Genomic DNA, 12103 nt, shown 5'->3' on the forward strand with positions numbered 1-12103 from the left:
TCACAAACGCTTAATTTGTATTTTGAACGCGACGAATAAAACGGTAGAAGCGTTGTCTAAGCTGGAGTTACCAGCCGGTGTAGATATTGAATTGAAAGTGACCGCCAACGCATAATAGCAACCCGGGCGACCGGGCAATGTTTAAATTTTGATGGAATTTCGTACGACGCAAAAACTGCGTCGGAGAAATTCCTTACAGGAGAATAGTTACAATGAGTGGTATGATTGGCAGAAAAATCGGCATGAGCAATATTTTTGACGAGAGCGGGAATATTATTCCCGTAACCCTTGTCGAGGCATTGCCCAACGTCGTGACACAAATCAAGACCAAGGAAAAAGACGGCTATGAAGCTGTTCAATTAGCCGTTGGTAATCGCCGCGGTAAAAACACGCCGAATCCTCTCCAAGGTCATGCAAAAAAAGCCGGTTTGACTGAGACCTTTCCGCGCATTCTGAGAGAATTTAAAGATCTTGATGTAGCGCAATTTCAACTCGGTGCAACGGTCAGCCTGGATATCTTCAATGTCGGTGACAAAATTACAGTGGTCGGTACTTCCAAAGGAAAAGGATTTCAAGGCGTTGTAAAACGTCACGGATTCGGCGGTATCAATCAAACATCGCACGGTGCTTCCGATCGCGTTCGTTCGCCGGGTTCTGTCGGCGGTTCGTCCGATCCTTCGCGCGTTTTCAAAGGCATGCGTATGGCCGGCAGAATGGGAAGCGATCGTGTTACCGTAAAAAATCTGAAGGTGGTACGTCTGGATAAAGAAACGAATGTTTTATTTATCAAAGGCAGCGTACCTGGAGCGACCAATTCCTACATTGAAATTCGCAAAAACGGCAAGTAAGAAAGTTTAATCGAGGATTCGATCAATGAAACTAGATGTCAAAAAAATTAACGGTGAAGATTCAGGGCGTAAAGTAGAACTGCCGGCGGATATTTTTGGAATCACACCCAATGATCACGCCGTGTATTTGGCTGTTAAAGCCGAACGTGCCAATAAACGCCACGGAACACACAATACGCTTGAGCGTTCCGATGTTTCCGGTACTACCAAAAAACCTTGGAAACAAAAAGGTACAGGCGGAGCCCGTGCAGGATCGGTCAAGACTCCTTTATGGCCGGGCGGCGCTATCACTTTCGGTCCGCATCCTCATCTTTACAAAAAGGATACGAATGTTAAAGTCAAGCGTCTTGCGCGCAAGTCAGCCTTGACCTATAAAGCGAATGACAGCAAAATTGTAGTTGTTGAAGATTTTCATACTTTGTGCGCTGAAACGCCTAAAACGAAATCAGTATTTGAAGTTTTGACCAATTTGGGCTTAGTGAGTGAAACCAAAAAAATTCAAAAAGTATTGATGTTGGTTGACAAGACTCGAAAAGACGAAAAAGAAGTTCGCGTTTATGAAAACTTCAAAAAATCATGCCGCAATATTCCCGGCTTGAAAATTAGCGTGACCAAGGACGCTTCAACCTATGAAATTATGAATGCCGATTATGTGCTTTTTCACGAAACGGCATTGAAGAATGTGGCAACGGCTTTTGGCGCCGGCGCCGAATAAGAAACTTTAAAAGGTTTTAACTATCATGGACAATACCAGAGTTAATCAGATTTTACGCCGTCCGGTCATTACCGAAAAAATGACAATTCTGAAAGATAAGAAAAAGCGTAACGGAGAAATTTTAAATCAGTACGCATTTGAAGTTTCTAAAGATGCCAACAAAATGGAAATCAAACAAGCCATTGAAAAGAAATTCAACGTCAAAGTCGATTCCGTTCGTACCATTAATGTAATGGGAAAAGCTAAAATTCGCTGGACCAAAGCCGGAAGAACTGAAGGTAAAAGCCGAGACTGGAAAAAAGCAGTCGTCACGCTTGCAAAAGACAACAAAATCGAATTTGTCGAAGGCGCAGCGTAAATCAAATAAGAAATTTATCGCAATAGCGAGCATAAATGGAGAATAGTTATCATGCCGGTTAAATCGTTCAGACCTTATACGCCAACACGCCGATTTTTGACGGTATCAGACTTCGCAGAAGTCACGAAAACAACGCCGGAAAAAACGTTGTTGGAGCCTTTAGCGAAGACGGGCGGTCGTAACAACATCGGACATACCACGTCGCGTTTCCGCGGCGGCGGCCATAAGCGGATGTACCGCATCATCGATTTCAAACGCCGTAAAACCGGCGTCGAAGCGAAAGTAATCGGAATCGAATATGACCCAAACCGTAGCGCCAATATTGCTTTGATTCAATATGCAGACGGCGAAAAAAGTTATATTCTTGCCCCTAAAGGATTGCGAGTTGGCGAAAAAGTGATGTCAGGTGAAACGGCAGAAATTAAAATTGGCAATGCCATGCCGTTAAAATTAATTCCGATCGGATCGGATGTACATAATGTTGAGTTGAAACTGAATAAAGGCGGCCAAATGGCGCGTTCGGCCGGTGCGTTTGCCAATATCGCGGGCCGAGAAGAAGGTTATGTGCAATTACGGTTACCTTCGGGCGAAATTCGTAAAGTTTTGGAAGATTGTTATGCAACGATCGGTCAAGTCGGTAATCTTGAACATGAAAATATTGCCATCGGAAAAGCTGGCCGCGTTCGTTGGATGGGCAAACGTCCGCACAACCGAGGTGTCGTGATGAATCCTGTTGATCACCCGCACGGTGGTGGTGAAGGCCGTTCCCCGCAAGGTAATCCTCATCCGGTAACGCCATGGGGCCAACCGACCAAGGGTTACAAAACGCGTAAGAAAAATCATCGTACCAATCGGTATATCATCAAACGTCGTAAGTAAAAAGTCTGATAAGATAGAGGAAATAGCATGAGTCGTTCGATCAAAAAAGGCCCGTTTATCGATGAAAAGCTTCAGGAAAAAATTGAAGCGATGAACAAAAGCAATCAGAAAAAAGTCGTCAAAACTTGGGCTCGTGCATGCACGATTTCGCCGGATTTTGTAGGACACACGTTTGCTGTTCACAATGGAAAACAATTCATCCCCGTGTATGTGTCTGAAAACATGGTGGGCCATAAATTGGGTGAATTTGCACCAACACGTTTATTTCGCGGTCATTCGGGAAGTAAAGCCGCCGCGGCAGGTACAACCACTGCACCTGCAGCACCAAAGAAATAATTTTAAACAGGAGATCGTCCCCTTACGGACAGGAAACGAACTATGGAACATAAAGCTTTATCACGATTTTTAAGAATTTCTCCCCGCAAAATGCGTCGTGTTGCGGAATTAGTTCGCGGAAAAGGCACAGAAGAGGCTTTAAATATTCTGCATTTTACGCGCAAGAATGCGGCTGAACACATTGAAAAAGCGATTCGTTCTGCAGTAGCGAATGCTCAATTTATCAATCCCGGCACTCATGCAGACCGTTTGTTTGTCAAAGAAATTTTTGTCGATGGCGGCCCGATGCTGAAGCGGGGCCGTGCGGGATCGATGGGTCGTCGTTCAATGATTCGTAAACGTACGAGTCACTTGACCGTCGTGGTTGCAGAGCGAGCATAATTTATGAAAAAGTTTTAAGTATTATTTTTCACGGAGGATACTTTGGGACAGAAAACGCATCCGATAGGCTTACGATTAGGCGTCATTAGAACCTGGAATTCCAGTTGGTTCGATGAAAAACATTTTGCAGATAAACTGCATGAGGACCTTAAACTGCGCGAGTATTTGCGCAATCGTCTTCCAAAAGATGCCCGTGTGACCAAAATTGCCATTGAGCGTTTGAAAAAAGAAGCGGAAGTCATTACCATCACGGTTCATACTGCTCGCCCCGGGATCGTCATCGGCCGCAAAGGGAAAGACGTCGATCAATTACGTGAAGAATTGAAAAAAATTACCGGTAAAGACGTCCGTATCAACATTTCGGAAATCAAATCGCCGGAAATTGATGCGACGTTAGTGGCCAATGATATCGCACGCCAAATGGAAGGCAAAATTCCTTACAAACGTGCGATGAAAAATGCCGTTCGTGCGGCGATGCGTATGGGTGCTGAAGGAATTCGTATTGCAGTTTCAGGCCGCCTTGGCGGCGCTGAAATGGCACGTGCCGATCGCTACAATGAAGGCCGCGTGCCGTTGCATACACTGCGTGCGGATATTGATTTTGCAAAAGGTACGGCGCGTACGACTTATGGTCAAATTGGCGTCAAAGTATGGATTTGCAAAGGCGAAGTATTGAATCCGTTTGAAGCGAAATAATTTAGAAAATTTTTAAAATCGATCGTTCAGGAGTTCGTTCATCATGTTAATGCCGAAAAAAGTCAAACACAGAAAGCATCACCGCGGAAAAATGCGTGGAAAGGCTACTCGCGGTAACGAAGTCAATTTCGGATCGTATGGTTTGAAAGCTATGGAATGCGGCTGGATAACGGCACGTCAGATTGAAGCGGCACGTATTGCGATGACGCGTTACATCAAGCGCGGCGGTAAAATCTGGATCCGCATATTTCCTGACAAGCCGGTTACAAAAAAACCGCTCGAAGTACGTATGGGTTCTGGTAAAGGCGCTCCTGAGTTTTGGGTAGCCGTTATTAAGCCCGGACGTGTCATGTTTGAAATCGACGGTGTAACGGAGGATTTAGCCAAAGAAGCGTTCCGTTTGGCTGCATTTAAGTTGCCGATTCGTTCAAAGTTTGTCGAACGCGGCGAAATTCGCGCATAATTTATTTAGGAGAAATCAGTTCATGAAAGCACATGAAGTACGCGGGTTACCGGTTGAAGAAATGAAGGGCATGCTGGTCGATGCGGAAAATAATCTTTTCGACCTGCGGTTTCAGCATGGCGTCGGACAATTAGAAAATAAATTAGCGCTTAAAGAAAAACGCAAAGAAATTGCGTTACTTAAAACGATGATCCGCGAAGAAGAAGTCAAAACTGCCATGATCAAAGCCAAAGACATTTTGAATGCCTTGAGCAGCCAGTACCAGATTTCTGAAGTCGCTGATGTTATCAAGGGTGAAAAAATCCACGCGGATAAAGCAAAATTGCGTCAGGCACTGACGGTATTGTATGCACATCCTCGGCGTAAAGATTTTGTTAAAGAGTATCAAACTTTAAAAAATATTTTAGTGCGATAATACGTTGCGGAATAACCGCAGCATGATGGGAGAATGAATTCATGTCGAATCAGACCGAAAAAAATACTGAAACACGCAATCGCCGTAAAGTTCGTACCGGCACTGTTGTTAGCAACAAAATGCAAAAGAGCATTCTGGTAGCGATCGAGCGGAAAGTTGAACACCCGATTTACAAAAAGTACGTCAAGAAAACGACCAAGTTGATGGCGCATGATGAAAAGCAAGAAGCTAAAATCGGCGATATCGTTAAGATCATGGAAACACGTCCTTTGAGCAAACTCAAAAGATGGCGCCTGATTGAAATTATCAAAAAAGCCGTTTAACCGACTCTAACACTAAACTTTGTGAGATAAACCATGATTCAAGAATATACACGATTAACGGTAGCCGACAACTCTGGCGCGAAAAAAGTCATGTGCATTCGTGTTTTGGGAGGTACGTCTAAGCGATATGCTCATTTGGGCGATGAAATTATTGTTTCGGTCAAGGACGCTATTCCGGGTGGTGGCGTTAAAAAAGGCGATGTGGCTCGTGCCGTGGTGGTGCGTTTGCGTAAAGAAACTCGTCGCAAAGACGGATCATACATTCGTTTTGATGAAAATGCAGCTGTATTGATCAATAAAGATAAAGAGCCTACAGGGACTCGTATTTTCGGGCCCGTGGCGCGCGAATTGCGAGAAAAACAATTTATGAAAATTGTTTCACTCGCACCGGAAGTACTATAAGTAGTACCATCAATTACGAGAAAGTTCAAGGAAATAAAATATGCATATCAAAAAGAATGATACTGTGCAAGTGATCTCCGGAATTCATAAAGGCAAACAAGGCAAAGTGCTTAAAGTTTTTGTCGATGAAAACCGCGTGATTGTCGAAGGCATTAATTTACGTAAAAAACATATCAAGCCGAATCAGCGCAATCCTCAAGGTGGTATTCAAGAAAAAGAAGCGTCGATCCATGCCAGCAAAGTCATGTTGGTTCACAATGGACAAAAAACCCGTGTTGGCCACAAACACCTTGAAGACGGTAGCAAAGTGCGCGTTGCCCGGGTAACCGGCGAAGTCGTCAATTAGAAATTAAAGTAATTTTCACGTTAAGAGGAACTTAATAGCATCATGGCGAAGCAAGAAAAAACAGCGACAAAAGAGAAAAAAGAAAAAAAAGGCGGCGATGGTCTGGCCGTTGCAGGCAAACGTGAAGCTGTAGATAAAAATTACAAAGCGCGTTTACAGGCCGCTTATAAAGATCGCGTTATCCCTGCGCTAATGAAAAAGTTTACGTACAAAAATCTCATGCAAGTTCCCAAGTTGGACAAAATTGTCATCAACATGGGCGTGGGTCAGGCCACGCAGGATCCTAAATTACTTGACGCTGCCGTGCATGACTTGACATTGATTACCGGTCAGAAACCGGCATTGCGCAAAGCGAAAAAAGCCATCTCGAATTTCAAATTGCGTCAGGGAGTGCCCATTGCATGTTTTGTCACTCTAAGACATGCAGCCATGTATGAATTTCTCGATCGGTTGCTGAATGTGGCCATTCCGCGTATCCGCGATTTCAAAGGTGTACCGGACAAATCGTTTGACGGGCGTGGCAACTATACACTTGGTGTGAAAGAGCAGATTATCTTCCCGGAAATCGATGTTGACAAAATGGATAAAGTGCGCGGAATGGATATCACGATCGTGACTTCCGCCAAGACGGACGAAGAAGCGTATGAATTGCTCAAAGAATTCGGTATGCCGTTTAGGAAGAAATAAACTAAAAGGATTTATCAGAAAGGGACTTTACATTGGCAACGAAAGCATGGGTTGCAAAAACCAAAAGGACTCCGAAATTTTCGACGCGTAAAGTGACGCGGTGCAAGCGCTGCGGACGTGTGCGTGCGTATATGCGCAAATTTGCCATTTGCAGAATTTGTTTCCGCGATCTGGCATTGAACGGAGAAATTCCGGGCGTTACCAAAGCTTCGTGGTAAAGCGCTTTTAGAAGATTTTAAGAAGTTTTTAATAAAGGAGAAGTTTCCATGTCCATGACCGATCCGATCGCGGATTTCCTGACGAAAATCCGTAACGCGATACAGGCGAAGAAAAAAAGTGTGGATATCCCTGCGTCGAACCTGAAACGTGATATTACACAAATTCTGCTCGAACAGGGTTTTATCAAAGATTACAATAATTTTGACGACGGTAAACAAGGAATTCTTCGCATTTACCTCAAATACGATGAGAAAAAACGTAATGCGATTTCTCATATTGCGCGAGTGAGTACGCCCGGATTGCGCCGTTATACCGGTGTCAAAAGCATTCCACGCGTGAAAGCCAACTTAGGTGTTGCCATTCTTTCGACTCCGAAAGGCGTGATGACGAATAAAAAAGCCAAGCTGGAAAACGTCGGTGGCGAAGTGTTGTGCTATATCTGGTAGTTTTAAAATTTTAAATCGGCTCGATTACATCGAGAGGAAAAGTATTTAGGAGTAATATCGTGTCAAGAATTGGAAAAAAACCTATTCCCGTCCCAGCCAATGTGACGGTGACAATTTCGGGAGCAACGGTTCGCATCAAAGGACCGAAAGGTGAACTGCATCAGACGTTTCACCCCGATACAGTGATCGAAATGAAAGATAAAGAAATCCATATTTCCCGAAAGAGTAATGTCGGATTTCACCGGGCACTGCACGGCACGGCACGGGCCGTTATAGCCAACATGGTTACCGGTGTAACGCAAGGTTTTGAACGAAAATTAGAAATCGTTGGCGTTGGCTATAAAGCCGAAGCCAAGGGAAAGATGGTTCAATTCAATCTCGGTTTTTCGCACCCTTTACTTTTTCAGCCGCCCACGGGTGTTGAAATAGTAGTCAGCAGTCCGACGGCCGTCAGCGTTAAAGGAATTGACAAACAATTAATCGGTCAGGTGGCTCAGAAAATTCGTTCTTTCAAATTGCCTGAACCTTATAAAGGCAAAGGCGTTAAATATGCAGATGAAAAAATCCGCCGTAAAGCTGGTAAAGCCGCCGCCAAGAAGTAAGTACATTTTAATCATTCAATATATTATTGAGATTGTAAATTTATGTCAGATCAACATACTCTTAAAACAGCGAAACGCGCCAAGATCAGAAAGCGTATTCGCCGCAAATTAGCCGGTACTACGGAGCGTCCCCGTTTGGCGATATTCCGAAGCGTTAAGCATATTTATGCGCAATTGATTGACGATTCGCAGGGCAAAACGCTTGTGCACATCAGCAGTACGGCCGATGCAGTAAAAAATGCAGTAAGCGGTTCGAAAGGGAAAATCGGTGTTTCGAAAGCCGTTGGTATGGAAGTGGCCAAAGCTGCGAAAAGCAAAGGTATCGAAAAGGTTGTGTTTGATCGCGGTGGCTATCAATTTCACGGCCGTGTAAAAGCAGTGGCTGATGGTGCGCGCGAAGGCGGACTACAATTTTAAGTTTAATAAAGTAACGTCATATACGTGAGGCTTTGATGAGCAAAAGATCGATGAGTAAGCAACAAGGGAATCAGGAAAACCCGACTGAAACGGATCTTAAAGAAGAACGCGTCGTCTATATCAATCGCGTTGCGAAAGTTGTGAAAGGTGGTCGTCGTTTTAGTTTTAATGCTATTGTAGTTGTTGGCGACGGTAAAGGACGCGTTGGTATCGGATTGGGTAAAGCGAATGAAGTTCCGGATGCTATTGCTAAAGGAAAAGAAGACGCCAAGAAAAAAATGATTTATGTTCCTCTGATGAACGGAACGTTGCCCCACGAAGTGTCGGCGAAGTTTGGTGCCGGTAAAATTTTTCTGAAACCTGCATCGAAGGGAACTGGTATTATTGCGGGTGCCGCTGTTCGTGCGGTCGTTGAATCTGTAGGAATTACCGATATTTTGACCAAATGCAAAGGCTCATCCAATCCTCATAACGTTGTCAAAGCAACAATGAAGGCTTTGAGTGAAGTGACCAATGCGCGGGAAATCGGTGCACGCCGCGGCCTTTCTGTAATGGAAGTGCTTACGAAATAGTTAGAAATATCAACCAGGTAAGGTATTATGAGTTTATTGAAAATTACACAGGTGCGTAGCTTGAACGGTGCTATGGAAAAACATCGTGCAACTGTCCGCACGTTGGGCCTAAGAAAAATCGGTCAAACTGTTTATCACAACGATACTCCGCAAATTCGCGGAATGGTGGAAAGCGTTCGTTATATCGTGTCGTGCGAATCGGTCAATGAAAAGCCGAAAGCACAACCCAAAGCCGAAGCCGGATATAAAGTAATCAAAGCTAAAAAGTAAAAAGTTTTCAGAGGATTGATCATGAATTTAAGTAATCTTAAATATGCGCCGGGATCGAGGAAAAAAGTCAAACGTATCGGACGTGGTGAGGGTTCGGGTCATGGTGGTACGTCGACCAAAGGTAATAAAGGTTTGAAATCACGTTCCGGTGTCAATATGCAGGCCGGGTTTGAGGGCGGTCAGATGCCGCTCCAGCGTCGGTTACCGAAATACGGTTTCACCAATATTTTCAGAAAAGAATTTCAGATCGTCAATCTTTCATCGCTTGAAGGCTTGGAAACTACAAAAAAAATTGACGCACTCTTTCTACATGAAGCCGGATTGATTGCCAAAAAAACCAAACCTGTTAAGATTTTAGGAAACGGTGACATTAAGAAGGCTTTGCAATTAGAAGTGCACGCCATCAGTGCATCGGCGAAAGAAAAGATCGAAAAAGCCGGCGGCAAAGTCACGGTCTTGGGTGTGAAGAAAACGGTTCTTGAGAAGAAAAAAGGCAAGAAAAAATAAGCCACTCATTCATTCTGTTTAGAAAGACAACGCACCATGCTTCAAACCTTTGCGAATGTTTTTAAGATACCGGAGTTACGTAAACGGATTTTTTTCACGTTAGCCGTTCTGTTAATTGAGCGCATCGCTGCACACATTCCGGCTCCGGGTATCAATGCGACAGCATTGGGACAATATTTTCGTCAAGCTGAAAACACTTTATTGAGTTTTTATGATCTATTTGCCGGTGGCGGTTTGAGCCAGGCAACAATTGCCGCTTTAGGTATCATGCCGTACATCAGCACGTCGATTATTCTGCAGTTACTTGGAACAACCATTCCTTATCTGCAGAAACTTCAGCGTGAAGGCGAAGAAGGACGTAAAAAAATCAATCAAATGACACGCTACGGAACGGTGGCGTTGGCGGCCATACAGGCAATCGGCGTGGCTACCTGGTTGTGCAGTTTGAGCGTTGTAGTCGGTAATCAGGAAGTAAAAGTTGTGCCGGATCAAGGCCCGCTCTTTTTCTTGATGACCATGGTAACCATGACAACCTGTACGATGTTTATTATGTGGCTTGGCGAACAAATCACTGAGCGCGGTATCGGTAATGGTATTTCGTTGGTTATTACCATTGGTATTTTGGCGCGGTTTCCGACAGCCATTTTCGATGAAGCGCAACAAATTGCTAATGGTAATCGCAATATTATGATTGAACTTGTTCTGGTTGTAATTCTTCTCGCCATTGTTGCGGCTATTATTTTCATTACTCAGGGCATTCGTAAGGTTCCGGTACAATATGCACGACGCGTCATCGGCCGTAAAGTGTACGGGGGTCAGTCAACTTATATTCCAATGCGAATCAATATTGCAGGCGTGATGCCGATTATTTTTGCGCAATCAATTATGTTTGTACCGAATACTCTTGCGACGTTTTTCCCCGGTCCTTTTTCAGAATTTATTACTCAGCATTTTTCAATTGATTCAATATTTTACAATCTAATGTTTTTGATTATCATTGTTTTCTTCACATATTTTTATACAGCTATTGCAATGAACCCGGTTGAAGTTGCTGACAATTTGAAAAAACAGGGCGCTTTTATTCCTGGAGTGCGTCCGGGTAAGAAAACATCGGATTTCATCGATAATATTTTGACGAGAGTAACGCTTCCAAGCGCTATATTTCTTGGATTGATTGCAATTCTTCCATTTTTCGTACGTCACTCGACCGATGTGTCATATAGTTTTGCCTCGTTCTTTGGCGGGACCTCGTTGTTAATTGTCGTGGGCGTTGGATTAGATACGATCCAGCAAATTGAATCGCATTTGGTTATGCGACACTATGATGGTTTTTTGAAGACCGGCAGGATTCGCGGCCGTCGCGGTTAGAAATAGGAATCATGATCCATCTGAAATCTTCAAAAGAAATTGAATACATACGGGAATCATGCCGGGTTGTTGTTGAATGTTTGAAGATGGCAAAAGAACTGGTCTGTCCGGGTCTCAGCACGATGGAACTTGATAAAGCTATCGAAAGTTTTATTCGTTCAAAAGGCGGTAAACCGGCTTTCAAAGGTTATCGAGGATTTCCAGGCAGCGCTTGTTTATCAGTCGATGATGTTGTAGTTCATGGTATTCCGAGCGAAAAATTTGTATTGCAAGAGGGTCAAATTATTGGTGTCGATGTTGGCGTTTTGAAAAATGGATTTTACGGTGATTCAGCGGTTACGTTTCCAGTTGGGCATATCAATGCAGAAAAACAGAGCCTGTTGGATGTAACCAAAAGTTCTTTATATGAAGGTATCAAAAAAGCAATAATCGGCCAGCGTGTGCATGATATTTCATCGGCGGTTCAGTCGTATGTCGAAGGTCATGGGTACTCGATTGTTAGAGAACTGGTTGGGCATGGGATTGGACGTGAACTTCACGAGGATCCGCAGGTCCCTAATTATGGTAAACCAGGTACCGGCGCTCGTTTGAAAAGCGGGATGGTCTTTTGCGTAGAGCCCATGGTGAATATGGGTACGTATGAAGTTTACACAAAACCGGATAAATGGACGGTTTGCACGGCAGACGGGAAGCCTTCTGCACACTTTGAACATACGATTGTTGTCACCGAAGAGGGTCCGATGGTTTTAACACAAACGGACTTGTTTTAATAAATTATAGCTTGCTTTTGTGTTTTTTTTTGATATATTTGCTTCACTTTTCGCCTAAACTGTTTTCAAATAACTTAAGGGAA

General features: G+C 43.8%; 23 protein-coding genes. All 23 read left to right on the forward strand.

Features of this window, described 5'->3' with window-relative positions:
- Positions 1–115: uS10/mL48 family ribosomal protein (locus tag K1X84_05830; protein ID MBX7151140.1), on the forward strand; the 115-nt coding region annotated here is incomplete at its 5' end.
- Between the two features lie 97 nt (positions 116–212).
- Positions 213–848 (forward strand): 50S ribosomal protein L3, encoded by a 636-nt coding sequence (gene rplC / locus K1X84_05835; protein ID MBX7151141.1) that lies wholly within the window; start codon positions 213–215, stop codon positions 846–848.
- Between the two features lie 25 nt (positions 849–873).
- On the forward strand, positions 874–1563 hold the full coding sequence (gene rplD / locus K1X84_05840; GenBank protein ID MBX7151142.1) for a 50S ribosomal protein L4: 690 nt from the start codon (positions 874–876) through the stop codon (positions 1561–1563).
- 25 nt (positions 1564–1588) lie between these two features.
- The gene (gene rplW / locus K1X84_05845) at positions 1589–1921 is read left to right on the forward strand and encodes a 50S ribosomal protein L23 (protein MBX7151143.1); all 333 of its coding nucleotides are present in this window, start codon (positions 1589–1591) and stop codon (positions 1919–1921) included.
- Positions 1922–1972: 51 nt separating this feature from the next.
- A complete protein-coding gene (gene rplB / locus K1X84_05850; protein ID MBX7151144.1) occupies positions 1973–2800 on the forward strand; it encodes a 50S ribosomal protein L2 in 828 nt (275 codons plus the stop codon).
- 27 nt (positions 2801–2827) lie between these two features.
- Entirely contained in the window at positions 2828–3136 is a 309-nt protein-coding gene (gene rpsS, locus K1X84_05855) for a 30S ribosomal protein S19 (protein ID MBX7151145.1), read from the forward strand.
- A 42-nt stretch (positions 3137–3178) separates the two neighbouring features.
- Positions 3179–3517 carry a 50S ribosomal protein L22 gene (gene rplV, locus K1X84_05860; protein MBX7151146.1) on the forward strand — a complete coding sequence of 113 codons (339 nt, stop codon included), beginning with the start codon at positions 3179–3181 and terminating at the stop codon, positions 3515–3517.
- 42 nt (positions 3518–3559) lie between these two features.
- Entirely contained in the window at positions 3560–4213 is a 654-nt protein-coding gene (gene rpsC, locus K1X84_05865; GenBank protein ID MBX7151147.1) for a 30S ribosomal protein S3, read from the forward strand.
- Positions 4214–4256: 43 nt separating this feature from the next.
- A complete protein-coding gene (gene rplP / locus K1X84_05870; protein ID MBX7151148.1) occupies positions 4257–4676 on the forward strand; it encodes a 50S ribosomal protein L16 in 420 nt (139 codons plus the stop codon).
- 22 nt (positions 4677–4698) lie between these two features.
- Entirely contained in the window at positions 4699–5091 is a 393-nt protein-coding gene (rpmC, locus tag K1X84_05875) for a 50S ribosomal protein L29 (GenBank protein ID MBX7151149.1), read from the forward strand.
- Between the two features lie 41 nt (positions 5092–5132).
- The gene (rpsQ, locus tag K1X84_05880; GenBank protein MBX7151150.1) at positions 5133–5414 is read left to right on the forward strand and encodes a 30S ribosomal protein S17; all 282 of its coding nucleotides are present in this window, start codon (positions 5133–5135) and stop codon (positions 5412–5414) included.
- A gap of 33 nt (positions 5415–5447) precedes the next feature.
- Positions 5448–5816 carry a 50S ribosomal protein L14 gene (gene rplN / locus K1X84_05885; protein ID MBX7151151.1) on the forward strand — a complete coding sequence of 123 codons (369 nt, stop codon included), beginning with the start codon at positions 5448–5450 and terminating at the stop codon, positions 5814–5816.
- A gap of 40 nt (positions 5817–5856) precedes the next feature.
- The gene (gene rplX, locus K1X84_05890; GenBank protein MBX7151152.1) at positions 5857–6162 is read left to right on the forward strand and encodes a 50S ribosomal protein L24; all 306 of its coding nucleotides are present in this window, start codon (positions 5857–5859) and stop codon (positions 6160–6162) included.
- A 42-nt stretch (positions 6163–6204) separates the two neighbouring features.
- Positions 6205–6849: a 50S ribosomal protein L5 gene (gene rplE / locus K1X84_05895; protein MBX7151153.1), complete on the forward strand. Its 645-nt coding sequence runs from the start codon at positions 6205–6207 to the stop codon at positions 6847–6849.
- Between the two features lie 32 nt (positions 6850–6881).
- Positions 6882–7067 carry a type Z 30S ribosomal protein S14 gene (locus K1X84_05900; protein MBX7151154.1) on the forward strand — a complete coding sequence of 62 codons (186 nt, stop codon included), beginning with the start codon at positions 6882–6884 and terminating at the stop codon, positions 7065–7067.
- Between the two features lie 54 nt (positions 7068–7121).
- Positions 7122–7514, forward strand: coding sequence for a 30S ribosomal protein S8 (gene rpsH / locus K1X84_05905; protein MBX7151155.1), 393 nt, complete (start codon positions 7122–7124; stop codon positions 7512–7514).
- Positions 7515–7573: 59 nt separating this feature from the next.
- Entirely contained in the window at positions 7574–8116 is a 543-nt protein-coding gene (rplF, locus tag K1X84_05910) for a 50S ribosomal protein L6 (protein MBX7151156.1), read from the forward strand.
- A 42-nt stretch (positions 8117–8158) separates the two neighbouring features.
- Complete coding sequence (gene rplR / locus K1X84_05915; GenBank protein MBX7151157.1) at positions 8159–8533, forward strand: 50S ribosomal protein L18; 375 nt, start codon at positions 8159–8161, stop codon at positions 8531–8533.
- A gap of 50 nt (positions 8534–8583) precedes the next feature.
- Positions 8584–9105 carry a 30S ribosomal protein S5 gene (gene rpsE / locus K1X84_05920; protein ID MBX7151158.1) on the forward strand — a complete coding sequence of 174 codons (522 nt, stop codon included), beginning with the start codon at positions 8584–8586 and terminating at the stop codon, positions 9103–9105.
- Between the two features lie 27 nt (positions 9106–9132).
- Positions 9133–9375, forward strand: coding sequence for a 50S ribosomal protein L30 (gene rpmD / locus K1X84_05925; GenBank protein MBX7151159.1), 243 nt, complete (start codon positions 9133–9135; stop codon positions 9373–9375).
- Between the two features lie 21 nt (positions 9376–9396).
- Complete coding sequence (rplO, locus tag K1X84_05930) at positions 9397–9882, forward strand: 50S ribosomal protein L15 (GenBank protein ID MBX7151160.1); 486 nt, start codon at positions 9397–9399, stop codon at positions 9880–9882.
- A gap of 36 nt (positions 9883–9918) precedes the next feature.
- Positions 9919–11250, forward strand: coding sequence for a preprotein translocase subunit SecY (gene secY, locus K1X84_05935; protein ID MBX7151161.1), 1332 nt, complete (start codon positions 9919–9921; stop codon positions 11248–11250).
- An 11-nt stretch (positions 11251–11261) separates the two neighbouring features.
- A complete protein-coding gene (gene map, locus K1X84_05940; GenBank protein ID MBX7151162.1) occupies positions 11262–12020 on the forward strand; it encodes a type I methionyl aminopeptidase in 759 nt (252 codons plus the stop codon).
- Positions 12021–12103: the final 83 nt, after the last annotated feature.

It is taken from the genome of bacterium (assembly GCA_019695335.1).
Taxonomy (GTDB): Bacteria; CLD3; CLD3; order SB21; family SB21; genus JABWBZ01.